30 protein-coding genes and 1 tRNA gene are annotated in these 23,981 nt (G+C 69.8%); 21 read left to right on the forward strand and 10 right to left on the reverse strand.

Features of this window, described 5'->3' with window-relative positions; all coding sequences use genetic code 11:
- Nucleotides 1-89 precede the first annotated feature (89 nt).
- A complete protein-coding gene (locus tag NR112_RS20840) occupies nt 90-611 on the reverse strand; it encodes a hypothetical protein (RefSeq protein ID WP_256796201.1) in 522 nt (173 codons plus the stop codon).
- Nucleotides 612-1,391: 780 nt separating this feature from the next.
- Here NR112_RS20840 and NR112_RS20845 point away from each other — a divergent pair.
- Both NR112_RS20845 and NR112_RS20850 read left to right on the forward strand, forming a co-directional pair.
- Nucleotides 1,392-2,552: an IS30 family transposase gene (locus NR112_RS20845; RefSeq protein ID WP_256796293.1), complete on the forward strand. Its 1,161-nt coding sequence runs from the start codon at nt 1,392-1,394 to the stop codon at nt 2,550-2,552.
- A 209-nt stretch (nt 2,553-2,761) separates the two neighbouring features.
- Nucleotides 2,762-3,310 carry a hypothetical protein gene (locus tag NR112_RS20850; RefSeq protein WP_256796202.1) on the forward strand — a complete coding sequence of 183 codons (549 nt, stop codon included), beginning with the start codon at nt 2,762-2,764 and terminating at the stop codon, nt 3,308-3,310.
- 77 nt (nt 3,311-3,387) lie between these two features.
- On the opposite strand, the gene NR112_RS20855 is transcribed toward NR112_RS20850, so the two are convergent.
- From NR112_RS20855 to NR112_RS20875, 5 genes are all read right to left on the reverse strand, one after another.
- On the reverse strand, nt 3,388-3,645 hold the full coding sequence (locus tag NR112_RS20855; RefSeq protein WP_256796203.1) for a Txe/YoeB family addiction module toxin: 258 nt from the start codon (nt 3,643-3,645) through the stop codon (nt 3,388-3,390).
- The gene (locus NR112_RS20860; RefSeq protein WP_056779810.1) at nt 3,642-3,887 is read right to left on the reverse strand and encodes a type II toxin-antitoxin system Phd/YefM family antitoxin; all 246 of its coding nucleotides are present in this window, start codon (nt 3,885-3,887) and stop codon (nt 3,642-3,644) included. Before NR112_RS20860 ends, NR112_RS20855 begins: the two co-directional genes overlap by 4 nt.
- A gap of 90 nt (nt 3,888-3,977) precedes the next feature.
- Nucleotides 3,978-4,898 carry a tyrosine-type recombinase/integrase gene (locus NR112_RS20865; RefSeq protein WP_056825004.1) on the reverse strand — a complete coding sequence of 307 codons (921 nt, stop codon included), beginning with the start codon at nt 4,896-4,898 and terminating at the stop codon, nt 3,978-3,980.
- A 100-nt stretch (nt 4,899-4,998) separates the two neighbouring features.
- Nucleotides 4,999-5,280: a hypothetical protein gene (locus tag NR112_RS20870; protein WP_256796204.1), complete on the reverse strand. Its 282-nt coding sequence runs from the start codon at nt 5,278-5,280 to the stop codon at nt 4,999-5,001.
- A 166-nt stretch (nt 5,281-5,446) separates the two neighbouring features.
- Nucleotides 5,447-5,938, reverse strand: a complete 492-nt coding sequence (locus NR112_RS20875; RefSeq protein ID WP_256796205.1) for a MarR family transcriptional regulator — start codon at nt 5,936-5,938, stop codon at nt 5,447-5,449.
- Nucleotides 5,939-6,010: 72 nt separating this feature from the next.
- Between NR112_RS20875 and NR112_RS20880 the strand changes: the two genes are divergently transcribed.
- From NR112_RS20880 to NR112_RS20895, 4 genes are all read left to right on the forward strand, one after another.
- Nucleotides 6,011-6,637 (forward strand): maleylpyruvate isomerase family mycothiol-dependent enzyme, encoded by a 627-nt coding sequence (locus tag NR112_RS20880; RefSeq protein WP_256796206.1) that lies wholly within the window; start codon nt 6,011-6,013, stop codon nt 6,635-6,637.
- On the forward strand, nt 6,634-7,047 hold the full coding sequence (locus tag NR112_RS20885; RefSeq protein ID WP_256796207.1) for a PPOX class F420-dependent oxidoreductase: 414 nt from the start codon (nt 6,634-6,636) through the stop codon (nt 7,045-7,047). The genes NR112_RS20880 and NR112_RS20885 overlap by 4 nt, the downstream gene beginning before the upstream one ends.
- Before the next feature lie 213 nt (nt 7,048-7,260).
- Nucleotides 7,261-7,548 carry a hypothetical protein gene (locus NR112_RS20890; RefSeq protein WP_256796208.1) on the forward strand — a complete coding sequence of 96 codons (288 nt, stop codon included), beginning with the start codon at nt 7,261-7,263 and terminating at the stop codon, nt 7,546-7,548.
- A gap of 217 nt (nt 7,549-7,765) precedes the next feature.
- A complete protein-coding gene (locus NR112_RS20895) occupies nt 7,766-8,347 on the forward strand; it encodes a hypothetical protein (RefSeq protein ID WP_256796209.1) in 582 nt (193 codons plus the stop codon).
- Here the strand turns inward: NR112_RS20895 and NR112_RS20900 are convergent.
- Nucleotides 8,297-8,767, reverse strand: coding sequence for an NUDIX hydrolase (locus tag NR112_RS20900; protein WP_256796210.1), 471 nt, complete (start codon nt 8,765-8,767; stop codon nt 8,297-8,299). The two genes, NR112_RS20895 and NR112_RS20900, sit on opposite strands and share 51 nt — an antisense overlap.
- A 22-nt stretch (nt 8,768-8,789) precedes the next feature.
- Nucleotides 8,790-9,527: an XRE family transcriptional regulator gene (locus NR112_RS20905; protein ID WP_256796211.1), complete on the reverse strand. Its 738-nt coding sequence runs from the start codon at nt 9,525-9,527 to the stop codon at nt 8,790-8,792.
- Nucleotides 9,528-9,647: 120 nt separating this feature from the next.
- Here NR112_RS20905 and NR112_RS20910 point away from each other — a divergent pair, with 120 nt between their 5' ends.
- Genes NR112_RS20910 through NR112_RS20940 form a run of 7 tightly spaced genes read left to right on the forward strand, consistent with a single transcriptional unit; the run spans nt 9,648 to nt 15,627 of the window.
- A complete protein-coding gene (locus NR112_RS20910; RefSeq protein WP_256796212.1) occupies nt 9,648-10,085 on the forward strand; it encodes a hypothetical protein in 438 nt (145 codons plus the stop codon).
- A gap of 1 nt (nt 10,086) precedes the next feature.
- The gene (locus NR112_RS20915) at nt 10,087-11,787 is read left to right on the forward strand and encodes an FtsK/SpoIIIE domain-containing protein (protein ID WP_256796213.1); all 1,701 of its coding nucleotides are present in this window, start codon (nt 10,087-10,089) and stop codon (nt 11,785-11,787) included.
- Nucleotides 11,788-11,789: 2 nt separating this feature from the next.
- Nucleotides 11,790-12,179 (forward strand): WhiB family transcriptional regulator, encoded by a 390-nt coding sequence (locus tag NR112_RS20920; RefSeq protein WP_256796214.1) that lies wholly within the window; start codon nt 11,790-11,792, stop codon nt 12,177-12,179.
- Nucleotides 12,176-12,568: a WhiB family transcriptional regulator gene (locus NR112_RS20925; RefSeq protein WP_256796215.1), complete on the forward strand. Its 393-nt coding sequence runs from the start codon at nt 12,176-12,178 to the stop codon at nt 12,566-12,568. The genes NR112_RS20920 and NR112_RS20925 overlap by 4 nt, the downstream gene beginning before the upstream one ends.
- A complete protein-coding gene (locus NR112_RS20930) occupies nt 12,565-14,313 on the forward strand; it encodes a replication initiator (RefSeq protein WP_256796216.1) in 1,749 nt (582 codons plus the stop codon). Before NR112_RS20925 ends, NR112_RS20930 begins: the two co-directional genes overlap by 4 nt.
- Nucleotides 14,288-14,488 (forward strand): excisionase family DNA-binding protein, encoded by a 201-nt coding sequence (locus NR112_RS20935; protein WP_256796217.1) that lies wholly within the window; start codon nt 14,288-14,290, stop codon nt 14,486-14,488. The genes NR112_RS20930 and NR112_RS20935 overlap by 26 nt, the downstream gene beginning before the upstream one ends.
- On the forward strand, nt 14,488-15,627 hold the full coding sequence (locus tag NR112_RS20940) for a site-specific integrase (RefSeq protein WP_256796218.1): 1,140 nt from the start codon (nt 14,488-14,490) through the stop codon (nt 15,625-15,627). Before NR112_RS20935 ends, NR112_RS20940 begins: the two co-directional genes overlap by 1 nt.
- Nucleotides 15,628-15,716: 89 nt before the next feature.
- Here NR112_RS20940 and NR112_RS20945 read toward each other — a convergent pair.
- A tRNA-Gly gene (locus NR112_RS20945) sits at nt 15,717-15,790 on the reverse strand.
- A 109-nt stretch (nt 15,791-15,899) separates the two neighbouring features.
- Here NR112_RS20945 and NR112_RS20950 point away from each other — a divergent pair.
- Together NR112_RS20950 and NR112_RS20955 are read left to right on the forward strand one after the other, a co-directional pair.
- A complete protein-coding gene (locus tag NR112_RS20950; RefSeq protein WP_256796219.1) occupies nt 15,900-16,331 on the forward strand; it encodes a hypothetical protein in 432 nt (143 codons plus the stop codon).
- Nucleotides 16,331-17,200, forward strand: coding sequence for an SMP-30/gluconolactonase/LRE family protein (locus NR112_RS20955; protein ID WP_256796220.1), 870 nt, complete (start codon nt 16,331-16,333; stop codon nt 17,198-17,200). Before NR112_RS20950 ends, NR112_RS20955 begins: the two co-directional genes overlap by 1 nt.
- A 57-nt stretch (nt 17,201-17,257) precedes the next feature.
- Here the strand turns inward: NR112_RS20955 and NR112_RS20960 are convergent, their stop codons facing one another.
- On the reverse strand, nt 17,258-18,793 hold the full coding sequence (locus NR112_RS20960) for an ATP-binding protein (protein WP_256796221.1): 1,536 nt from the start codon (nt 18,791-18,793) through the stop codon (nt 17,258-17,260).
- 170 nt (nt 18,794-18,963) lie between these two features.
- On the opposite strand from NR112_RS20960, the gene dcd reads away from it, so the two are divergent.
- Genes dcd through NR112_RS20990 form a run of 6 tightly spaced genes read left to right on the forward strand, consistent with a single transcriptional unit; the run spans nt 18,964 to nt 23,903 of the window.
- Nucleotides 18,964-19,542: a dCTP deaminase gene (dcd, locus tag NR112_RS20965; protein ID WP_020143865.1), complete on the forward strand. Its 579-nt coding sequence runs from the start codon at nt 18,964-18,966 to the stop codon at nt 19,540-19,542.
- The gene (locus NR112_RS20970; protein ID WP_256796222.1) at nt 19,539-20,279 is read left to right on the forward strand and encodes a serine aminopeptidase domain-containing protein; all 741 of its coding nucleotides are present in this window, start codon (nt 19,539-19,541) and stop codon (nt 20,277-20,279) included. Before dcd ends, NR112_RS20970 begins: the two co-directional genes overlap by 4 nt.
- Before the next feature lie 51 nt (nt 20,280-20,330).
- A complete protein-coding gene (locus tag NR112_RS20975) occupies nt 20,331-21,482 on the forward strand; it encodes an ABC transporter ATP-binding protein (protein WP_256796223.1) in 1,152 nt (383 codons plus the stop codon).
- The gene (locus NR112_RS20980) at nt 21,479-22,120 is read left to right on the forward strand and encodes an ABC transporter permease subunit (protein WP_256796224.1); all 642 of its coding nucleotides are present in this window, start codon (nt 21,479-21,481) and stop codon (nt 22,118-22,120) included. Before NR112_RS20975 ends, NR112_RS20980 begins: the two co-directional genes overlap by 4 nt.
- The gene (locus NR112_RS20985) at nt 22,117-22,974 is read left to right on the forward strand and encodes an ABC transporter permease (protein ID WP_256796225.1); all 858 of its coding nucleotides are present in this window, start codon (nt 22,117-22,119) and stop codon (nt 22,972-22,974) included. Before NR112_RS20980 ends, NR112_RS20985 begins: the two co-directional genes overlap by 4 nt.
- The gene (locus NR112_RS20990; RefSeq protein ID WP_256796226.1) at nt 22,971-23,903 is read left to right on the forward strand and encodes an ABC transporter substrate-binding protein; all 933 of its coding nucleotides are present in this window, start codon (nt 22,971-22,973) and stop codon (nt 23,901-23,903) included. Before NR112_RS20985 ends, NR112_RS20990 begins: the two co-directional genes overlap by 4 nt.
- Nucleotides 23,904-23,981: the final 78 nt, after the last annotated feature.

Raw genomic sequence — 23,981 nt, forward strand, 5'->3', positions numbered from 1 at the left:
CTGGCAACAGTGTCAACAGCAGGATGATGGGGTAATTCGAGCTCCCGGTCGTGCGTCCTTCCCGAGGCCCGACTCCGAGCGCGAGCTCTTCAGCCCGAGCGCTCGGCGGCATGACGGTGCGGATCTTCCGTGGTGCGCGCCTGGGGCGACGGCACGTGGGACGGCCTTACTGCACCGGGTAGGGAGGGGAGCCTGCAGGCGGCCCCGGTCAGCCAGACGGCGATCTGCTTCCCGATCTCGGCGACCTCGTCCTCGAGCGGCCTGAGAGGCTTCCTGGATATGCCCATGGCCGTGGGCGCGCTTACCGGCCTTCCGGACTTCCGCCGGATGGCGAGGGATGCGCCGGCTGAGGGGAAGAGCGTCGGGTTCCAAGTAACTCCGTCGTAGTGCTCCGGTGCGATCGTGCGCGTGCTGAAGACTCGCCGGATCACGATGCCGCCCGTGCTGACCGCGACGCGGCTACGGGCAGCGCGGACGATTAGCAACAGCCATGCCGGAAGTAGCACGATTGCTGAGGCGACGCCGGCCCAGGGTGTCCACCCTGCTGCGTTCCCGACCGCGATCGCGACGAGGATTAGTCCAACCACGATGGTGCCCATCGTGGTCATCATGACCCGATAGTCGTCGGCGAGTATGAGCGCCGCTGGGGGCGCGCCGACTAGAGAGGTGCTACGTCGGGGCCGCATGTGCTGATCATCGCTCAGGTCGGCCCCCGACCCGGACATCTAAGCCCGCCGCGCCATCTCAGGTATCAGCCAATGGCACCCGTAAAGTGCCCGCATGAAACTCCGGTTGGATGGGCGTCCAGCCCGCGGTCCTTATCTTGCCGTTGCCACGTTCCTGGCTGTGGCTGGCCTCGCCGGCTGCTGGTCAGGGGGAAAGTCCTTGAAGGAGTCATGTGAGACGGTCCGAGCAGCGAACCCCCGGGTAGCGGCGGCTGTCGACGGCGAGGGGATCGCGCGCGTCGCGGCAGAGGTTTACCGCAAGGTGGCGTCTGAGGGTGATCAGGAGACGCGTGAACTCTTTGAGCCCGCGATTCCCGCCTGGGACCATTTGGCTGCCGGCAACAAGGGCGGATTCAACCGGTCGTCGCAACACCTCGATCACGGAGGTGCGCGATGGGACGAGCCGAGAAGCAGGGAGCGGAGCCTCCTTCGGGTGGGCGGCGGCAGTTGGCAGCGGATCGGGCGATGCGCCCACCGATGCGCTCACCGGGCAGGCCCGAGCCCTCACGTGCGGTGCAACGCGACTTCTGGCGGCGCATCGCTGCGGGCGTGACGACGGTCGAGGCCGCGCAAGCGGTGGGGGTGTCGTGGCCAGTCGGAGCCCGGTGGTTCCGCCACGCTGGCGGCATGCCGCCGATCAGCCTGCAGTAGCCCACGGGGCGCTACCTGTCGTTTCTCGAGCGTGAGGAGATCGCACTGCTGCGCGCTCAACAGATCGGGGTGCGGGAGATCGCCCGCAGGATCGGACGCGACCCGGGGACGGTCTCTCGCGAGCTGCGAAGGAACGCGGCAACCAGGGGCGGTAAGCCGGTGTACCGGGCCGTGGTGGCGCAGTGGAAGGCGCAGCAGGCGGCGAAGCGGCCGAAGACTGCGAAGCTCGTCGGCAACGGCCTGCTGCGTGAGTACGTGCAGTCCCGACTGGCCGGGAGTATCCGCCGGCCTGACGGCACGATCGTCACCGGGCCCGAGCCGCCGGCGTGGAAGGGGCTGAACAAGCCGCACCGGGCGGACCGGCGGTGGGCGATGGCGTGGAGCCCGGAGCAGATCTCGGCGCGGTTGCCGGTGGACTTCCCGGATGATGAGTCCATGCGCATCAGCCCCGAGGCGATCTATCAGTCGCTGTTCATCGAGGGCCGGGGCGCGCTCAAACGTGAGCTGGTCGCGTGCCTGCGCACTGGTAGGGCGCTGCGCGAGCCTCGGGCGCGGTCGCAGAACAAGCCGCAAGGACATGTCACCCCAGATGTCGTGCTCAGCGAGCGTCCTGCCGAGGCCGCGGATCGGGCGGTTCCTGGGCACTGGGAAGGTGATCTGATCATCGGCACAGGACGGTCCGCGATCGGCACCCTCGTCGAACGCAGCAGCCGATCCACGATCCTGGCGCACCTGCCGCGGCTGGAAGGCTGGGGCGAGATACCCGCTGTGAAGAACGGCCCATCGCTCGGTGGCTACGGCGCGGTCGCGATGAACACCGCTCTGACGGCGTCGATGAGCAGGCTTCCCGAGCAGCTGCGCAAAACCCTCACCTGGGATCGGGGCAAGGAGCTCTCCGGTCACGCCCAGTTCGCGCTTGATACCGGCACGAGAGTGTTCTTCGCCGACCCGCACTCGCCCTGGCAGCGGCCCACGAACGAGAACACCAACGGCGTTCTTCGTCAGTACTTCCCGAAGGGCACCGACCTGTCCCGATGGTCCGCCGATGACCTCGAAGCAGTCGCCCTCGCGGTCAACAACCGACCGCGCAAGATCCTCGGCTGGAAGACCCCGGCGGAGGTCTTCGAGGAACAACTACTCTCGCTACAACAGACCGGTGTTGCAACGACCCATTGAACTCGCCAAGCACACCAAGGAAACGTTCGACGCAATCATGGCGGTTGATCGAGCATGTACCGACGTTCGGCGAGGTTAGGAAGGTCGTACCTGGCGGGAGGGCCCGTCGTCCGTCCTTGAACGCGGCAGAAGAGGGCAGTCCCTCTTTGGGAGCGATGGATCAGTTGCAGGGGTTGACGTGAGCGTTTCGCGTGCGGTCACATGCCAACGTGAGCAAGCCGACGGACGCCTCAAGCCAGGTCTTTGGGTCTGACGCCGAGGTTGCGTGGATCAACGCCCAGACAGGGGTCGGGCGGACGGTCACGTCTGCGATCCCACCAGTCTTCGAGGCCTACTGCACCGTGTCAGTGCCGGCAGACCCGGAGGCCATCAAGGTGCAGAACGGCTTACTTGTCGAGACGTTGACCCTGGCCGCACCGGGCCAATGGTGGATCGGCTTTCTCGAAACCGGGATCTCCGACGTGGTGTTTCAAGAGGCGCCGCGCATTCGCGTCTACAACAACGAGTACGTCCTAGTGAGGGCGGGCGCGGAAGACGCTCTGCGCTGGAGGGCCGACGAGACGGACAAGGACTTGCTGCCCGACCTCATGTTTCCCCCCGATCGTTCGTGGCTGGTCTCAACCCTCTGGGATGACGACTGGCGCTACATAGGCGGCCCGGCATGGCTGATTAGAAGAGTCGCCGGGGCAAAGGCCATCAAGGCGCGCCCGATCGAACTCGGCGAAGACTCGATACCCGCAGGGCACACGGCGATCTAGCCGATCGGAGTTCCACGCCTACTCGCCGCACCCACGTCGGACGTCCCGTCCTCACCGCGGCAGGAGCGGATGACTCCTCAGTCGTAGTGGAAGCGGGCCTGAAGGACGACCAGGTCGTCGCCGTCGATGAGGTAAACGAGCCGGTGCTCTTCAGTGATCCGACGTGACCAGACGCCGGCCAGCATGTGCCGCAGCGGCTCGGGCTTACCGATGCCAGCCACCGGGTCGCGAAGTGCGTCATCGATGAGCCGGTTGATCCGTTTGAGCATCTGCCGGTCAGCAGCAAGCCAGTACGTGTAGTCCGCCCATCCGTTCGGTGTGAAGACCAGCCTCATCGCGCCAGGTCGTGCTCGTCCCGCTGCCCGGACCGTGCCTGCTGCAGGCTCTCAAGCAGGTGTCGGGCATTGGCTGGGACCCGCAACAGATGAGCTGTCTCCTCGAGCGCGTCGTAGTCTGCGCGGGACATCAGCACCGCGTCGCCGCGGCGGGAGGTTATCTCGATTGGTGTGCGGTCCTCGTTGACCTGCTCGATCAGCGGAAACAAGTTCTTCCGGGCCTCGCTTGCAGTGACAGCCATGACATCTCCTACTGGTACAGGTTCTTGTACCAGTGTGTCACGATCGGCGTCCGCCGACAAACGTCCGCCATTCTCGTGACGGCGCTGGGTTTAGGTGCCTGAGGCCATGTAGGCGGCGAGGATGTAGTTGGGGTGGCGGTCGAGGTTCTTCCGGGCCCGGTCGTAACGCATGGTCGTGCGCGGGTCGGCGTGCCGGGCGGCGATCTGGACGTCGCGCAGGTCAACGCCGGCGTCGAGCATGGTCGTGACGAAGGTGTGGCGCAGCATGTGTGGGTGCATCCGGGCGACGTGCACGCCGCCGACTTCGGCGAGGTGGTGCAGGCGTCGAGTGGCACAGTGTCGGTCCATCCGGGTGCCGCGGCCGGTTCGCAGGATCGGTCCCGAGGTGCGGGCGTCGACGGCGCGGTCGATGGCGCGGGCTACTGCCGGTGGCAGGGGAGTCAGGACTACCTTGCCGCCTTTGCCGGTCACGCGTAGGACGCGGTGGCCGTGTTCTTCGCCAAGGTCGGAGATGTCGGCGCCGCAGGCTTCGAAGATCCGCAGCCCGAGCAGGCCGAGCATCGCGACGAGGGCGAAGTCGTTGACGTTGGTGGAGGTGCGGGCGGTGGCGAGCATCGCTTCGAACTGCAGGTGGGTCAGTCCGAGGGTGGGTGACTCGGCGGGCACGTTCGGGCGCCGAACGTGCTCGGCCGGTGACTGCGCCAGGACGGCGTCGATGACGCAGGTCCGGTAGAACCCGGCGACGACCGCGACGCGGCGGCTCACGGTCGAAGGCTTGTAGCGGCGGGTCTCCTGCATCCACCGGATGTAGAGCTCGATGTGCGGTCGTTGCGCGGTCAGCGGGTCCAGGCCGTGTCCGCGGCACCAGGTCAGGAATGCGCGCAGGTCGGACTCGGTGTGAACCCGGGACTGTCCTTTGAACCGGGCCAGGTAGGCGGCGACCGCGCGTCTGAGCGTGTCCGATTCTGGAGGCAGAGGGATCGGGACCAAGACGTTCTCGTAGGTAGTCATCTTTGCAGGGTGAACGGAGTCGGCCGACCCAGGAAAGCGCCGCCATCATCCCGCAGCAGCGCGCAACCTGCAGGACGGCACGATCGGGGGACTCGAACGGTCACCGTCGGCGGCCGGTTCCGCGCTCCCACCACTGACTCGGTGCCCGCTCCCGAATGTCTTGTGCCACCCACTCGACATCCACGCCATTGCAGAACTTCCACTGCTCCTTGGCGGCACGTGAGTACTGGAACAACGCTTGGTCCGCCTCGAACGCATCCAGCTCACCGGCGCGGAACCGGTCGATCTCGAGCCCGACCCGCTCCACGAGCTGGGCCAGCTGCGCCTCGTGGAAGGCACTCACGGTCGCCGCGGCCGCACGACGCTCAGCACTCGGGGACATGAGTCTCAGGCTAATCCGGGGACCGATGTCATGTGTCTGTCACTGCCGTCCCTAACCGCGACCGCGTCGACGGCTGGCCCGCATGCGGCATGAGCGGACCGTTGCGGCAGCCCAACAGACGGCGATGTGGGGCGGGTCCGGCTCGACCACCCTGGCCGATGTCGCTTCATTGACTCCGCGTTGGGCGGGTAGGCGGGCCCGTCAGCGCGGCCTCTGCTGAGGGCGCGACCTCGAGGTACGGGTCCGTGATCGACCGCAACCTGGCGAGCGTATCCACGAGGGCATCGGTCCTCTTCGCGCCCAGGTGCGCAAGCCATTCCTGCTCGACTTCGAGTTGGGCAGCCCGGGCCAGGGCGATGACCGCTCGTCCCTTTGATGTGAAGCGGATGAGCCGGGCGCGGGCGTCGGTTGGGTCGGCGACCCGCTGGACGTAGCCGCCCTCTTGGAGCTGGTCCACCAGATAGAGAGCGGTTGGTTTGGTGACCTGAGCGGACTCGGCGAGTTGGGTCAGACGCGAGCCCTCGTCGTTGATCCGCTGGGCCATTCGCGCCTGAGCCAACGTTATGGGGTGGCCTCCCTCGTGCACGGCGCGGAGAATGCGCTGCTCCATGTGGCGGTAGGGGATGAAGAGCAAGACACCCAGGCTCGGATCAGTCACGGAATCCTCTTGTGGAGGGGAACGGGCAGGTGAGAATGTAGTTCGAGGCTCTAACTATATCTGGAGGCCGGCATGGATGAGGTCATGTGGATGGCGGTCGAGAACGAGCGGCTCGGGCTCGCCTCGATGCTGGAAGAGCTGACCCCCGCGCAGTGGGAAACCCCCTCCCTGTGCTCGGGCTGGCGGGTGCGCGACGTGGCTGCTCACGTGGCCATGACGCCGACCGCACCCACCATGGCGACGTTGCTCGGCCAGCTGGCGCGCGCCAAGGGCAATCTGTGGGCTGCGGGCGCACAGATCGCCATCGACCACGCACGCCGACCCACCGCTCAGATCGTGGAGCAGCTGCGCCGCGACGCCGCGGCTCGGACCATGCCACTGATCACCAACGCCAACAACCTGCTCATGGACGCACTCGTGCACGGCCAGGACATCGCAATCCCCCTCGGAATCTCCCGGCCGATGCCACTCGAGGCCGCCAGCGCGGCCTTCGCCCGGGTATGGGGCATGGGATGGCCCTTCCACGCCCAGCGTCGCCTCGCTGGCGTGACGCTGGTGGCGACCGACGCCAACATCGTCGTTGGGGATGGGCCGACCCTGGAGGGCGACCTCGCAGCGTTGCTGCTCCTGATGACCGGCCGCACAACCGCAGCGCTCCCGCGGCTACGAGGCGCCGGCCTACAGCAGGTGTCGCAGTGAGCCACGACAGCAGCCGCGACCTGCGCCGCGCCCGGTTCGTTCTGCTCACCACCTTTCGCTCGTCCGGGCAACCGGTCTCGACACCGGTCTGGGTCGTCCAAGACCGCGACCACCTGGCCGTCCTCACCAACCTGGACTCCGCCAAGGTTCGCCGGCTCCGGCGCGACGCCTCCATCACCCTCGTGCCGTGCAGCCCGCAGGGCAAGCCGACGCCGTCCGCCCACCCCGTCCGCGGACGCGCCAACGTCGTCACCGATCCCCAGGCAGTCAAACGGGTCTGGGGGCTGGTCCGACGCAAGTACGCCCTGGAGCACGCTGTACTCCGCGTGCTAGGACTCTTGCGTCCAGCGTGGAGACGCTGGGACGGGCCACAGGCAGTGCTCCACCTCGACCTGGCCCCACCGAAGTGACCCGCACGCCGATGTCTGCCTATGCCGACACTCGCGCCGACCGCAAGCAAGCCTCAATGCCAAGGACCTTCGTAAGCCAGTGAGCCGCTCGCGAAGGGTAGGACGCTTCAGGTGACCGCGAGTCGCTCCGGGCATCGGGGCGCTAGCAACGCCGACGACGCCCAAGCCGCACCACAAGGAAAGAGATCGAAAATGTACGGAGTCACTAGCACGATGCGAGCCCCGGTCGGGACATACGACGGAATGCACGCGGAGATGATCAAAAGGGTAGGCATCGCTATCGACGGCCTGCTCGTCCACATTGGTCGCGCTCACCCCGACGGTTTCGAGGTGCTGGAGATCTGGGAGTCGAAGGAGCAGTACGACCGCGCCAACGTCGACATAGTCTTCCCCTTATTGAGTGAACTCTTGGGCGACGCGCCCGATCCCTCGATGGTCCCGCAGACGACGGTCCTCGACGTCCGCGGTCTCGTCATCCCCCGCGGAGACATCCTCCTCTGACCGCAGTCGCCGTGTACCGCCCGACGAGATTAGCTCCAGCGACTCGACAGTGGGCCATGACCCACCAGCCACTGATCGCCAGCGTTCTCCGCTTTCACGACCGAACGCTCGGGGTAGCCCCTTCTCGGTGTGGAACGTCCGACCATCGGCATTATGGGAAAGGTTCGAACTCGAAGCCTCCAGGCCATCGGCGCGCCAGTTACGGGATGATTGTCGGATGTGGAGCGAGTCGACGGCTGAGGACCTCGCGCGGGAGTGGATCTCGGGTTCAGGTCGCCGGTGGGCTCACCTGTCGGCAGTGGGCCGGCTTGCCGAGGAGACCAGGGCTTGGGGCACGGGCTTGCCCTCGTCGGTGGTGCAGGCTGCCTGGGTGCATGACATCGGCTATGCCTCTGGCCTTCGGGACACAGGTATGCACGCCATTGACGGAGCGCGGGCGTTGCTCAGGTTCGGTGCGCCGGTGGCTGTGGTCGCGCTGGTTGCGCACCACACGGGCGCTGTCTATGAGGCGGCGGAGCGTGGTTTGGCCGATCAATTCGGCGAGTTGCCGGTGGCCTATGGCGCGGACCTGGACGCGTTGACGCTTCTGGATCTGGTGGTTGGGCCGGCAGGTGACCTTACGACACCCGAGGAACGCATCGGCGAGATCCTGTCGCGATATGGCGCCGAGGATCCCGTGCACCGCGCCGTGACGCGGTCGGGTCCGGGTTTGCTCGCGTCAGCGATGCGTGCTCGGGCCCGGCTCCGGCTATCCGATGAATGGCCGTTCGGAGTCGCCGAGAGCGTGCTGGAGGCGTAGCCGCATCGAGGGGTGAACTTCGAGCTGGTCGATCTGCTCAGCGGTGAGCCACTCGACCTCGCTGCTCTCGCTGCTCGTGCGCGGTGCTCCACCTACGAGGCGTGCGCGGAAGGCGATGGAGAACTGCTGCCGGACCTCACCGTCGTCGTAGGCCATGCGGTGGTTGGGGTTGGTGTACGTGCCGGTGATGGTCTCGACCTCGACGTCGTAGCCGGTCTCTTCCTTGACCTCACGCACGACGGTATCGCTGATCGCTTCTCCCGGCTCGTGCCCGCCCCCGGGCAGTGCCCACTTGTTGTTGTCGGTCTTGTGGATCATCAGGACCCGGCCTTGGTCGTCCTGGACGATGGCGACAACTGAGGGGACAACGCTGTTGATTGCCGGCGCGTCGGGGTCATCGATGTAGTCGGTTCGGGCCATGCGTCGACCCTATGCGTCCTCGTCAGACTGGCTGAGCGGTAGCCCAGACGCGGTCGTAGGAGTCCATGTAGTGGCTGAAGAGCCGGCCTCCGGGGATGCGGTTGATGTGCAGGACCGGTGAGTGGGAGGCACTGGCGCCGTAGGCGTGCGGGTTGGCGAGAAGGACGTCATCGAAGCGGAAGATCGACGCGTAGAGCGTCGTCCCGTGCCTACGTGCCTGCATGCGCGCTGGCCCGATGGCCGGCACGAGGTACTTCCACGTCAGCTTGCACCGCGCGGCCATCAGCTCGTCGATGCCCTCTTCGCGACCGCGCAGCGCGACGGCTTCACTCGCTGGGTCCCCGAATAGGAGTCGGACGCGGACCCCGCTGCGGGACCGGGCTGATAGGCGGTCGACGAAGCCCGGGATCGCGTCGTGGAGGAAGCTTCCGGCGTACGCGAGCAGGTCGATCGATTCCTTGGCGTCATCGACGAGTGAGAGCCACATATCGGCGTCAATCGCGCCGCGGCTCGGGTATAGCCGAACCAACTCTGCCTCGGTGGCTGATCGGCTGATGCGGTCGGACTCGGTTGCGGGCCAGAGGAATCCGTCGCTCTTGCCGAGGATCACGGCGGCGTTCATCCGGTGGGTACGGTGCGGGCTGCGGTCCTTGGTGATCCACCGCTCGACGGTCTTGGGATCGACGCCGACTTGTTCGCTGAAGGTCTGCAGGTTCAGGCCCGCGCTCGTGATCGCGGCCCGAAGTCGTTCGTTCGTCATGACCCCTCCTCTGAACGTTCTGGGACGTTTCTAGCACACAAGGACGTCCTAAAACGTCCTACGGGGTGGTGTGTTTGTCCCCTTTTGCGGGCGTCTTCTGGTCATGGGCAACACGGCCCGATGACACGAAGGCAGGAACACATGTCCAGTTACGCGGTCGACAGCAAGCGGGCGGGGCTTCGCTCGACGGGCATCGTCAACGAGGTTCGGGAGTGGGAGGAGCGGGACGGTAAGCGGCGTCCGAGTGAGGCGCAGGCGCGTGATGAGGCGACCGGGATGCCGCTGTGGCAGGTCGAGGTGGTCTACAAGCAGACGACGTTCGGGCGGGAGTCAATGACGACGGGTGTCGTAGAGCTGGGCTGCCCGCACCGCCCGGTGCTGGCGGAGTTCGCGCCGGTCGAGTTCATCGACCTGACGGTCGAGGTTCGGGTCAACAAGGCCGGCGGTCTGTCGGAGATGTGGCGGGCGGACCGGCTCGTCGACGAGGGCAAGCCCGCCGCCGGCCAGTCGAACGGTGGCGCGTCGGGTTCGTCGGGCCATGGCTCGAAGGCGGCATGACATGACGTCCTCGACGACTGCCTCGCGTGGGTTTCGGGGGTCGGCTGCGGTCGGCTCCCGGGCCCTGCGCTCGTCCGGCGCGGGCGTCCGCGTGCTGCTCGCTCTCGCCGAGGGGTGGGGCCGGTGGGCACGGCGTCACCCGCGCTGGGCGCTCGGGTTCGCGCTGATGGCGCTGCTCGCGGCCCTGACCCAGCCCGATCCCGCCGCGGCACGGGTCCTGATCACCGTCGCCGCGCTGCCTGGTCTGGTGGTCGCGGTATGGGAGTACCGGTGGCCGGCTGGGTATCAGCGCTGGCTCGCTGGGCCGTCGCGCCGGTTCGGGTGGCGCCGCTGGGCTCGCCGCACCTGGCCGACCCTCGCGCGGGAGTGCGGCCTCTCGGTGCAGCGCAACGTCCGCCGCCGCACCTGGGCGCTGGCCCGCCGCAACGGCCGCGTGCAGGTCTCCTCGACCGGCACCGCCTCGGAGTGGGTCCCGCCCCGGCTGATGGACGTCCTCACGACCGGCGACGCCCTCACGCTGCGGGTGCGAGCCCGGATGGGTCAGACCGTCCAAGACCTCGAGGACGCCGCCCCGGCCCTCGCCGCTGCAGCCTCCGCGGTCTCGTACCGGGTCCGGCAGTGGACCCCCTCCGTCCTCGACATCGCCCTCGTCATGCGCGAGGCCCTGGCCGCGACCGCCGACGCGCAGCTGCCCGCCGAGTTGGGGGCCGACCTGATCGTCGACACGGTCACCCTCGGTCGCCGGCAGGACGGCACTCCGTGGGCGCTGCAGGTCCGGGGTCGGCACACGCTCGTCGTGGGCTGCTCCGGCTCGGGGAAGGGCTCGATGCTCTGGGGGGTCTGCGGCGGCCTCGCCCCCGCGGTACGGGCGGACCTGGTCCGGCTCTGGGGCGTCGACCTCAAACGCGGCGTCGAGGTCATGATGGGCCGCCACCTGTTCACGACCGTCGCCGTCACCCCCACCGACGCGATCGTGACCCTGACCCGGCTTCTGCAGGTCATCGAGGACCGCGGGCACGCCATGGCCGGCGTCTCCCGCCTCCACGAGCCCCGTCCGGGGGACCCGCTGCACGTCCTCGTGATCGACGAGCTCGCCGCCCTGACCGCCTACAGCGACCCGGACACCAAGCGGGAAGCCTCCCGGCTGCTCGCCGAGATCCTCACGCAAGGCCGCGCCCTGGGCGTCGTCGTCCTGGCCTGCGTGCAGGACCCTCGCAAGGAGGTCGTCGGGATGCGCGGCCTGTTCACCCAGACCATCGCCCTGCGGTTGCGGTCGGCGGAGGAGACCCGGATGGTCCTCGGTGACGGCACCGCCGCGCTCGCGCCCGCGCACCGGCTCTCCCCGGCCGCGCCCGGCTCCGCCTGGGTCATCGAGGAGGACGGCACCCTCGACCGGGTCCGCGCCGACTACTGGCCCGACCAGCTCGTCCGCGAGACCGCCGCCACTTACCCCGCCCTCGTCGTAGAGGAGACCACCGTCGAGGATCAGGTCGTCGAGCCGCGCGACGCGGAGACAAGTCGGGCAGACGTCGCCTCGATGGCGACGACCCGCACACCGCGACCCGCACAGGCGACGCGTACCCCGCGCCAGCCCCGAACACAGCGCGCACGCCGACCGCGCGAGGGCGCTGAGACCGCCTCGTCGGTGTCCGTGTCCGAGTCGTCGTTGGGGTCCAGCGACCACGGATCTGAGGCTGCCTGATCATGCGCACCCAGACCGCACTGACTGCCCTGTTGGGTAGGCCGGACCTGTCGCGCTCGACCGGCCCGGTGCCACGTGACCTGGCCTCCGGCGGCTGGAAGGAGTACGGCACCTGCCGGCAGACCGACGCCGAACTGTGGTTCGCCGACACCTCACGCCGGATCCACGACCGCGCCGCGTCCATCTGCCACGACTACCCGGTCCGCCGCTCCTGCCTGACCTGGGCGCTGGTCTTCGACGAGGACTTCGGGATCTGGGGTGGCCTCAGCACCGCCGAGCGACGCCCGTTCCGAGCACGGCTGACGCGAGGGGAACCCGTGGCGGCCGTCGTAGGCGAGGCCTTGACCTCTGCGCCTGTTACGGCCTTTGCCCCTCGGGGTGAGGTCGCATGACCACCCTGTCGCGCTCCGCCCGGTGGGCCGCCCTGGAGTCCGTCTGGTGCCAGGCCGCGGACGCCGCAGCTCGACACCCGCTCGGGTCGGTCGCCTGGCAGGCCCTCGGCTCCTGCGGCGCCCGTACCGAACTGCCGTGGACCGCTGAACCTGAGCAGGTCGGCCCGTGGGATGCCGAGACGATGCGCGGGCTCTGCACGGCCTGCCCGGTCCTCGCCGAGTGCGCCGCGTACGCCTCCTCGTCGGGGGTGTGCGCGGGCTGGTGGGCCGGCACCAACCGCGACCCGTCCTACACCGAGCCCGCACGTCCCGGCTGGGTCAAGGCCCCCGGCGCCGCTGACGGCCAGCCGGCGTGGCAGGGGGTCCTACCGCTCGGGGGTGCCGCATGAGCAGCCACCGCCCCGCCGCTGTGCCGACTGCCGTTCAGGTGATTGAGGCAGAGCGGCGGCTGCGCACCCGTGCCCACGACGGAGTCACCACCGACATGGCCGTCGCGGCGGCCGAGCGCGCCGGGGTCTGCATCCGGCCGCTGCTGCGCCAGGTCACCGACCGCGCGACCGGCGCCGTCAGCACCGTCCCCATCGCGTGCGGCTCCACCCGGGAGAAGGTCTGCCCGTCCTGCGCCGTGAAGGCCCGCCGATTGCGGATGCACCAGTGCCGCGAAGGCTGGCACCTGACCGAGGACCCACCACGCCACCTCGACACCGACCGACTCGACGACGAAGAGCAGCCCGAAGAAGAAGAGGAAGACGAGGACCAGGAAGACGAGGCATCGGACGAGGGAGCCCAGCCGCGTCGAGTGCGCTCCACCAGGCACCTGTCCGGCTTCCCCGACCTGCCCACGCTGCCGGTGCAGGACCGCACCATCGGTACTGCGTTCACCGACGAGCGCACCGGCCGCACCTACCGGCCCTCGATGTTCCTCACCCTCACCCTGCCCTCCTACGGCAAAGTGCTCCCCGGCACCGGCGTCCCCCGGAACCCTGCCCGCTACGACTACCGCCGCGCCGCGCTCGACGCGCTGCTGTTCCCGCGGCTGGTCGACCGGTTCTGGCAGAACCTGCGCCGCGCCGCCGGCTACAAGGTCCAGTACTTCGCCGCCGTCGAACCCCAGCGCCGGCTCGCCCCCCACCTGCACGCCGCCGTCCGCGGGGCCATCCCTCGAGCCACCATCAAGGCCGTCGCCAGGGGCACCTACGCCGCGATCTGGTGGCCCAGCATCGACGAAGTCGTCTACGACGGCGACACGCTGCCGGTGTGGGACCGCGACCGTGAGGCCTACGCCGACCCGGCCACCGGGGCCGCGCTGCCGACGTGGCAGGACGCCCTCGACCGCCTCGACGCAGACCCGGTCGGCGAAGACGTCGAGCCGATGCACGTGCTCACCTTCGGTGCCCAGGTCGACATCAAAGGCCTGCTCGGCGGCACCCCGAACAGCGATCGCGCCGTCCGGTACCTGTGCAAGTACCTGACGAAGTCCATCGCCGACACCTACGCCCAGACCGCCCACACCGACCGGGCCGACGACGAGCTCGATCCGACCGCGGTCGCGTACGAGCGGCACATCGACCGGCTACACCGCGAGGTCCGCTGGCTGCCCTGCTCCCCGGCCTGCGCGAACTGGCTACGCCACGGCATCCAACCCAAGGACCCCGGCCCGGGCCTCATCCCGGGCGCGTGTCCGTCCAAGGCCCACGACCGGGACCACCTCGGCCTCGGCGGCCGCCGCGTCCTGGTCTCGCGGCACTGGTCCGGCAAGACCCTCACGCAGCACAAGGCCGACCGCGTCGCCGTCGTTCGCGCCGTCCTGACCGAAGCCGGCATCGACGCCCCCGAGGCCGACCGGCTCGCCGCCGACGTCCTGCACCAGGACGGGCTGCCCCGGTTCGTCTGGGAAGACGTCCCCGTCTGCGAACGCGACTACACCGCCGTCATCACCGCCTCCCTGCGACAGGCCCAACGCTGGCGCACCCAGTACGACGACGCGAAGCGCGCTGCAGCACAACGCGATAGCCCCCGCGGCTCGCCACCCGACGGACCTGTGGACAGTCATTCGGCAAACAGTCCCACCGCCGCCAGCATGGTCGGCTCATACGAGGAGGAGAACGATGGAACGACTGTTGAACCTCGATGAGGCGGCCGTATGCCTCGGCACGTCACCTCGATTTCCGCGGCGTCTCATTGCCCAGCGGCGCATCCGCTTCGTGAAGGTGGGCCGGCACGTGAGGATCCCTGAGTCGGCGCTCGTCGAGTTCGTGGCCGCTGGGATGGTCGAGCCCGTCGACCGCGCGAACCGGCAGGCGTCCTGATGGCAACCCGGAGGAAGCGGCGCGAGTTCGGAGCCGTCCGCCAACTGCCGTCGGGTCGCTGGCAAGCGAGCTACTTGGCCGCCGACGGCCTTCGCAGAACGGCGCCCAACACGTTCCGCACCAAGGCCGACGCCCACGCGTGGCTGACGGTGCGGCAGTCCGAGCTCCTCCGCGGCGACTGGCTCGACCCTGACCTGGGACGTGTCACCCTCGATGATTACGCAACCAAGTGGATCATCGAGCACCGCATCAGTGCCCGAACTCGGGACCTGTACGAGGGCCTCAATCGCCTGCACATCCGGCCATTCCTCGGCCACGTGCAGCTCGGCTCGCTCAACACTGAGCGAGTCCGGGCCTGGCGCGCCGAGCTTCTCCGCTCGGGCCGCTCCGAGGTGACGACCGCCAAGGCATACCGGCTGCTCCGTGCGGTGCTCAACACGGCCGTCGATGACGGACGAATCGCTCGAAACCCTTGCCGCATCAGGGGCGCCGACCAAGAGAAGGCTCCCGAGCGACCGGTCGCCTCGGTCGCCCAGGTGTTCGCTCTTGCCGATGCTGTCGGCCCGCAGTACCGAGCCTTCGTCCTGACCGCCGCCCTCACGAGCATGCGATGGGGCGAGTTGATCGCCCTCCGTCGCCGCGACCTTGACCTTGAGGAGGGGTTGGCCTTCGTCCACCGGAGCCTGATCGAACGAGGCGGACTACTCGAGGAGGGACCGCCCAAGAACAACAGCGTCCGCGTGGTCACGCTGCCCGCCCTCCTGGTCGACGAGCTGCGCGAGCACATGGCTCGGGTAGCCGTCGGTGACGACGCCCTCGTGTTCACGGGGGAGCGGGGCGCCACCCCGCGCCGGGGCAACTGGCGCGCCAACGTCGGGTGGGCGCAGGCCCTCGTGTCTGCGGGGCTCCCCGAGGTTTTCCACTTCCACGACCTGCGCCACACGGGCAACCACCTCGTCGCCCAGTCCGGCGCCTCGACGCGAGAGCTCATGCACCGGATGGGGCACTCGACGATGCGGGCCGCACTCATCTACCAGCACGCCACGGAGTCCCGGTCGCGCGCCCTCGCCGACCGCCTCAACGACCTGGTCGCGTCGCACCGTGGACCCGCGTCGGAGGACGTGGACGAGGGTACGTAGTTGCACGTTCGTTGCACGCGGCACCAAGGGCACCGCCCCAAAGACGAAGCCGCAGGTCGGGAACCATGTCCTGACCTGCGGCTTTGTGCTGGAGCGAGCGACGGGAATCGAACCCGCGTATCCAGCTTGGGAAGCTGGCGCTCTACCATTGAGCTACGCTCGCACGGGCCGCCCGGAGGTGCCCCGCGAAGGGTCCGCAAGGCGGCACGCGGCGTCAGTGTAGCCGACGCAGCGCCAGTGCCAGGAACGCGACCCCAGGGGCCGAAACCGTCATGGATCTCGCCAAGCAGACCGCCTTCGTCGACCACGTCCGCGAGCGCGGCGGGGCGAGTGCCCAGGTGGCCGTCACCCTCGAGCAGTTCTTCGAGGGCAACGACTGTGAGTGGTGCATCGCGCCTAACCGTCCGGAGGACGTGCCGCTCGACACCGTGCGCCGGGTGCTCTTCGAGCTGCGCGAGCACCCGGAGGTGCTCGACGTGCGGGTCGAGCTCGACGTCCTCGAGTTCCAGGACTTTCCTGACGACGAATGGCCTTACGCGAGTGGGGTGGCCGTCATCACGACACTGCTGCCCGAGGAGGTCGACGCGATGACGATCGATGCCGACACCGAGGCGAGCGGTGGTCCGGCCGCGAGCGCGGAGTGGCTCGTCGACGGGCCGGTCGTGCCCGAGGGTCACCACTACGTCGGCGTGTGGTGGGACTGATGGGCCACCAGGGCGGCCCGATCGTCACGGGAGAGCTCGAGCAGGTCACCGACGCCCTCTGCTACCACGGCGAGGGACCCGTGTGGTCGCCGACGTGGGGCGGCCTGCGCTGGGTCGACCTCCTCGCCGGTGACGTCCTGACCCTGCGCGCCGACGGCTCCGTCGACCGCCTGCACGTCGGCGACGTCGCCGCGTTCGTGCGGCCCCGCACGTCCGGTGGCTGGGTGGTCGCGACCGAGCGCGGTCTGGCGCTCGCGGACGATCCGGACGGCATTCCCACCCCGTGGTTCGACCTCTGGGACGACCCGACGGTCCGCATGAACGAGGGCGGTGTCGACGGCGAGGGCCGCCTGTGGGCGGGCACGATGGGCTACGACCGCGTGCCCGGCAGTGCACGGCTCTTTCGGGTCGACGGCAGCGGCCACGTCACGACCCTGCTGCCCGAGGTGACGATCTCCAACGGCATCGACCTCTCGCCGGACGGCCGACTCGCCTACTACGACGACACGCCGACCGGCCGCACCGACGTGTTCACGGTCGTCGACGGCGAGCTCACCGACCGGCGCCCCTTCGTCACCCACGACGCCGGCCATCCCGACGGCCTCACGGTCGACAGCGCCGGCAACGTCTGGGTCGCCCTCAACGGCGCGGGCCGCGTCCGCTGCTACTCACCGCAGGGCGACGTGCTCGCCGAGGTCACCGTCCCGGTGCGCCTCACCACGGCGTGCACGTTCGGCGGCGACGACCTGTGCGACCTCTACGTCACGACCTCCCGCGAGAACCTCGACGACCCCGAGCCCCAGGCCGGTGCCGTCTTCCGCGCGCGCGTCGCCGTGCCGGGGCAGCCGGTGCGCGCCTTCGCCGGCTGAGTCGCGCCGGACGGCCCACGGCCACCGATGGCGTATGCGGTGTGCCCGGGTCCGCGGTCACACTGGGTACGTGATCCCTCCGTCGGAGGAGGGGCCGAGCGCGGCGACGGAGCGGCCGGGCCGCGGCCGCCGGCCGGACGGCATACCCGGGTGGTCCCCGTCGGAACCGTCGCGCCCGTCGAGCCCGACGCCGAGCAGGCTCCGGGTCAGCGCCTCCGCGTCCGACAGGAGCTCGTCCAGGGCGTGGCCGAGGTGGTCGTCCCCCGGCGGCTCGTCGGCGACCGCCGCAGCGAGGACCGCGCGCCGCACGAGCTCCTTGGCGAAGGATGCCGTCGTGCCCTCGGCCCGGGCGGCCGCGGCCGAGATCGCCTCGGGGCCGAAGAGGTGCCCGCCATAGAGGCGGAGGAGCTCGCGACGGCCCTCGGCGTCCGGCAGCGGGATCTCGGCGGCGAGGTCGACACGGCCGGGCCGCTGCGACAGGGCGACCTCGAGGTCCTCGACGCGGTTCGTCGTCAGCACGAAGGCGACGTCCGAGTCGGAGTCGAGGCCGTCGAGGGCGTCGAGCACCTCGAAGAGCAGGGGGGAGGCCCCCATCGGCGCAAACGACCGGTCCTCGGCGACGAGGTCGCAGTCCTCGAGGACGACGATCGCCGGCTGGTGCGCCCGGGCGACCTTGGCGGCGTCATGGATGAAGCGCAACGAGCCGCCGCTCAGCAGCACGGCCGTCGTGCCGGGCGTGGCCGAGAGCAGGTAGCGGACCGTGTGCGTCTTGCCGGTGCCGGGCGGTCCGTAGAGCAGGACGCCGCGCTTGAGGTGCTGCCCGTGGGCCACGAGCCGCTCCCGGTGCTCGCCCATCCCGATGACGTGGTGCGCCACCCGGTCGAGCAAGCCGTCGGGCAGCACGACGGCGGCCGCGTCGACGGTCGGTCGCTCGATGAAGGTCACGCCGGCCATGCCGGGACCGTAGGGGTCAGAGCCGAAGGTCACGACCCGGCCGCGGATGACGCTCCGCTCGTCCATGAGCTCCTGCACGCGGGCCATGACGGCGTCGGAGACGTCACGATCACGGGCGACGACCTCGATGGTCCCGGACTCGCGCCCGAACTGTCGGTTCATGCCCTGTTGCCGGACCGCGACCGCGTGACCGTCGAAGTGGAAGAGGCGGATGCCGGAGGTCACGACCTGGCGCTGGTCGTCCTTGCCGGGGCCGATCGGCATCCGGTCGTAGTCGACCTGGCCGACCGACATGACCTGGCCGTGGAAGCGCTGCACGAGGTCGCCGAGCGACATGTGGTGACGCGCGTCGCCGGCGATGCCGATGACGGTGCCGTCGGGGTCGGTGCCCGCGACCTCGGACAGGGCGATGTCCGCGTCGACGAGGCGGTGCGGCAGCACGGTGGCCGAGACGACGGCGAGCAGGTGCGGTTCGACCCCGAGGTGCTCGCGCAGGGCGTCCGACAGCCGCTGTCCGGCGTCGTCGGCCGGTAGCGAGTCGAGGATCCGTCGGAGGACGGAGTGGAAGTCGGCGAGCAGGGCGTCGTCGGGGCGGCCGGAGACCGGGCCGGAGGGGTCGGAGGGGTCGGAGGGGTCCATGACGTGACGATAGGTCGCCGACGGCGTCCGTGGGGCGTCCGCGAGGCAGGAGAGTCGGGCGGGAGAGTCGGGTGGGAGAGTCGGGTGGGAGAGTCGGGTGGGAGAGTCGGGTGGGAGAGTCGGGCAGGGAGTGTCGGGGCGAAACCGGGCCGGCGTTATAGCCTCGTCCCGTGCTGCTCTCCGACAAGGACATCCGGGCCGAGATCGCCGCCGAGCGGGTCGTGCTCGACCCGTGGGACCCCTCGATGGTCCAACCGTCGAGCGTCGACGTCCGGCTGGACAAGTTCTTCCGGCTCTTCGACAACCACAAGTACCCCTACATCGACCCGGCCGCCGAGCAGCCGGAGCTGACGCGGCTCGTCGAGGTCGGTCCCGACGAGGACAGCTTCGTGCTGCACCCGGGTGAGTTCGTCCTCGGCTCGACGCTCGAGACCGTGACGCTGCCCGACGACCTCGCCGCGCGCGTCGAGGGCAAGAGCTCGCTCGGACGGCTCGGCCTGCTGACCCATGCGACCGCCGGCTTCGTCGACCCCGGTTTCTCCGGCCACGTCACGCTCGAGCTGTCCAACGTCGCGACCCTGCCGATCATGCTCTACCCCGGCATGAAGATCGGCCAGCTCTGCTTCATCCGCCTCAGCTCGCCTGCCGAGAACCCTTACGGCTCAGCGGCCTACGGCTCGCACTACCAGGGGCAGCGCGGTCCCACGGCGAGCCGCTCGTTCGCGAGCTTCCACCGCACCCAGGTGTGAGCGCCGACCTCGACACCACCGCGGCCGACGGCGACAGCATGCCGTCGGCCTCCTTGGTCTGGGACGCCCGACCTGCGGCCGCGGCCGTCGTCGCCCTCGTCATGCACGGCGGTGCCGTCGACGGTCACGAGCCCAACCGGCCCTGGTCGCACAACGTCGCGCGCCTCGTGCCGTTCGCCCGGTCCCTGACGCGGGTGCCCGGCCCGATCGCCGTTGCCCGTCTCCGCTTCCGCGTCCGTGGCTGGAACGGCGACGCGATGCCCGTCGAGGACGCCAGGTGGGCGCTGGCACAGGTGCGTGCGGCATACCCCGGTGTCCCGATCGCCCTCGTCGGTCACTCGATGGGCGGACGCGTCGCGATGTTCGTCGGCGACGAGCCCGACGTGCGCCTCGTCGTCGGCCTCGCTCCGTGGGTCGAGCCGGGCGACCCGCACCCGGGTGCCGGCAGACGCACCGTGCTCATCCACGGCGACCGTGACGTCATCTGCTCGCTCGCCCGTACCCGCCGTGCGGTCGAGCAGATGCAGGCCGAGGGGCTCGACGCCTCCCTCGTCCGCGTCGCCCGCGCCGACCACGCGATGCTCGTGCGGGCCCGGCTCTGGACGGCCCTCGTGACCGAGGTCGTCGGGGCCTCCTTCGCGCGCGAGCTCGGTGGCACGGGGGAGCCGCGTTCCGGTCCGATCGGGGCCGTCGTGGCAAGGGTCGTGCACTCCGGCGGCGTCACCGTCGACATCTGACCCTCGACGAGGTCCGCGGCGCGGTCGGTGCAGGCGGGTACGTTGAGGAGCATGATCCGCTTCGAGGGCGTGACCAAGCGCTACGCCGATGCGTCCGGTACCGAAAGCGGGGACGGGTCGGTCGCGGTCGACGACCTGACCCTCGAGGCCCCGACGGGCAAGATCACCGTCCTCGTCGGGCCCTCGGGCTGCGGCAAGACGACGACGCTGCGCATGGTCAACCGGATGATCACCCCGACGTCCGGCACGATCTCGATCGACGGCCGCGACACCGCCTCGCTCGACGTGGCAGAGCTGCGCCGCGGCATCGGCTACGTCATCCAGCACGCGGGCCTCTTCCCGCACCGCACGGTCCTCGACAACGTCACGACCGTCCCGCGGCTGCTCGGCACCGACAAGCGCACAGCGCGTTCCCGGGCCATGGAGCTCATCGAGCGGGTCGGCCTCGACCCGGCGATGGCCAGGCGCTATCCCGCACAGCTCTCGGGCGGCCAGCAGCAGCGCGTCGGGGTGGCTCGGGCGCTCGCGGCCGACCCGCCCGTCATGCTCATGGACGAGCCCTTCTCGGCCGTCGACCCCGTGGTGCGCGAGCAGCTCCAGAACGAGTTCCTCCGGCTCCAGTCCGACCTCGGCAAGACGATTCTCTTCGTCACCCACGACATCGACGAGGCCGTCAAGCTCGGCGACCAGGTCGCGGTCCTGCGCGTGGGCGGCGTTCTCGCCCAGCTCGACTCGCCGGCCACGCTCCTCGCCGACCCCGTCGACGACTTCGTCGCCGGCTTCGTCGGGCGCGACCGTGGCTACCGCGCGCTGTCCTTCGCGGCGGCCCCCGAGCTCTCGCTCGCCGACGAGCCCACGGTGTCTCTGGGCGCCAGTGCCGACGACGTCCGAGCCGTCGGAACGCCGTGGGTGCTGTGCGTCGGTGACGCGGGCGAGCCCCTGGGCTGGGTCCGGGCGGCCGCCGTCGAGTCCGAGGTGACGCGCACGGTCCTGCACCGCGGTGGCACCGTCGCGTCGACCACCGGATCGCTGCGAGCCCTGCTCGACGCGGCCCTGTCGTCCCCCAGCGGACGCGGCGTCGTGGCCGACGCCGACGGCCGTCTCGTCGGCACCATCCGGGCGGCCGAGGTGATCCCCGCGATCGAGGCCCGACGCGACGCCGCCGCCTCACCGACCTCGGCCGAGGAGGCGACCGCGCGGTGACCTGGGCCCTCGACCACATCGGCGACATCATGTTCCGCGCCGGCCAGCACGCCTGGCTCGCCGGGCTGCCGCTCGTGCTCGGCCTCGTCATCGCCCTGCCCCTCGGCTGGCTCGCCGCGCGCCGACCCCGGCTGCGTGCCCTGCTGCTCACGACGACCGGCCTGCTCTACACGATCCCGTCGCTCGCGCTCTTCATCCTCCTGCCGCCGCTGCTCGGCACGAAGATCCTCGACCCCGTCAACGTCATCGTCGCGATGACCGTCTACACCGTGGCGCTGCTGACCCGCACCGTCGCCGACGGGCTCTTCTCCGTCGACGGGTCGACCCAGCAGGCGGCCATCGCGATGGGCTACGGCTCGTTCGCCCGGTTCCGTGCCGTCGACCTCCCGCTCGCGGTGCCCGTCATCGCGGCCGGCCTGCGCGTCGCCGCCGTGAGCAACGTCAGCATCGTCAGCGTCTCCTCGCTCATCGGCATCTCCCAGCTCGGCTACTTCCTCACCGACGGCTACGCCCGGTCCTTCCCGACCGAGGTGTGGGTCGGCATCGTCGCGTGCCTGCTCCTCGCGCTCGTCTTCGACCTCGTCATCCAGGTCGTGTCCCGCGTGCTGACGCCGTGGACCAGGACGGTGGCCGCATGAGCCTGGCGAAGATCTTCGGCTGGTTCACCGATCCGGCCAACTGGCAGGGCGCCGACGGTGTGCCCCACCGCGTGCTCGAGCACCTGCTCTACACGGGCCTGACGCTGCTCGTCGCGCTCGTCGTCGCCGTGCCGCTGGGCGCCTGGGTGGGCCACTCGGGCCGCCTGCGCTGGCTCGTGACGGGCGCCAACGCCGCCCGCGCCGTGCCGACCCTCGGCCTGCTCTTCGCCGTCTCGATGTTCGTGGGACCGCTGATCCAGAGCGACCTCGCCTTCGTCATCCCGAGCATCACCGTCCTGGTGCTGCTCGCGATCCCGCCGCTGCTGTCGGGCACGTATGCCGGCATCGACAGCGTCGAGCCCGCCGCGCGCGATGCCGCCCGTGGGATGGGGATGACCGGTTGGCAGGTACTGACCAAGGTCGAGGCACCGTGTGCGCTGCCGCTCTTCCTCAGCGGCCTGCGCAGCGCGACCCTCCAGGTCATCGCGACCGCCACCATCGCGGCCTCCGTCAGCCTCGGAGGTCTCGGCCGCTACCTCATCGACGGTCTTGCCTCGCGCGACTACGTCCAGATGGTCTGCGGGTCGATCCTCGTCGCCGCCCTCGCGCTCGTCGCCGACGGACTCCTGGCCCTGCTCGAGAAGAGGGCCGTCTCACCGGGAATCAGTGGGCGGGCCACGCGTGTTGCCCGTTCACGCGCACGAAACTCCGATCCCCACTCCGAACCAGACTCCGACGGTGCAGACCGCTCGGACCCCGACCCGCGGCAGGCCGCGCTCGTGGGCTCCGGCACCACCGGCCCCGTGCAGGCGACCGCCACCACGGGCACCCCATCCGAAAGGGACCGAACATGACACGCACGCGCTTCCTGGCCGCGGGCCTGCTCCTCGCCGCCGTCGTGCCGCTCGCCGCCTGCGGGGGCGGCGGCGACCCGCTCGCCCCGGCCACGAGCGCCGGAGCCGGCGCGACCGGGGGATCGACCGGCGCCGCCGGCTCGGTCAAGGTCGGCTCTGCCGACTTCCCCGAGGCCGCCCTGCTCGGCGAGATCTACGCCCAGGCCCTCGAGGCCAAGGGCATGACGGTCGCCCGCCAGTTCAACATCGGCAGCCGCGAGACCTACCTCAAGGCCATCACCGGCGGCGAGGTCGACGTCCTCGCCGAGTACACCGGCTCGCTGCTCAACTTCTACGACAAGAACGCCAAGGTCACCCAGCCCGACGAGGTCTACTCCGCCCTCCAGAAGGTCGTGCCGCAGGGGCTCACGGTGCTCGACAAGTCCGCGGCCGAGGACAAGAACTCCCTCGCCGTCACCAAGGACACCGCGAGCCAGTGGTCGCTCAAGGCGATCCCCGACCTGGCCGCGCACCAGGACGAGCTCAGCATCGGGGCCCCGCCCGAGTTCAAGACCCGCCAGCAGGGCCTCGTCGGCCTCAAGTCGGTCTACAACATCACCCCCAAGGAGTTCCGCCCGCTGCAGAGCCAGGCGACGGTCGAGGCCCTGAAGAACGGTCAGGTCAAGGCGGCCAACATCTTCAGCACCGACCCGTCGATCTCGGCCAACGGCTTCGTCGTGCTCGACGACCCGCAGAGCCTCTTCGGCTCCGACAACGTCGTGCCGCTCGTCCGGTCCGAGAAGGCCGACAGCGTCAAGGCCGCCCTCAACGCGGTCTCGGCCAAGCTCGACACGACGTCGCTGGCAGACATGGTCAAGCAGGTCGTCGTCGACAAGAAGGATGCGAGCGAGGTCGCCAAGACGTGGCTCGCCAGCGCCGGCCTCGCCTGATCCGGGGCATCTGCTGAGCGGCTGACGGCATACGCCTCTGCCCGCAGGGACTCTCCTGAGGCCCCCCGCGTCGGATGC

This window comes from Terrabacter sp. Ter38, from assembly GCF_024519435.1.
GTDB lineage: Bacteria > Actinomycetota > Actinomycetes > Actinomycetales > Dermatophilaceae > Terrabacter.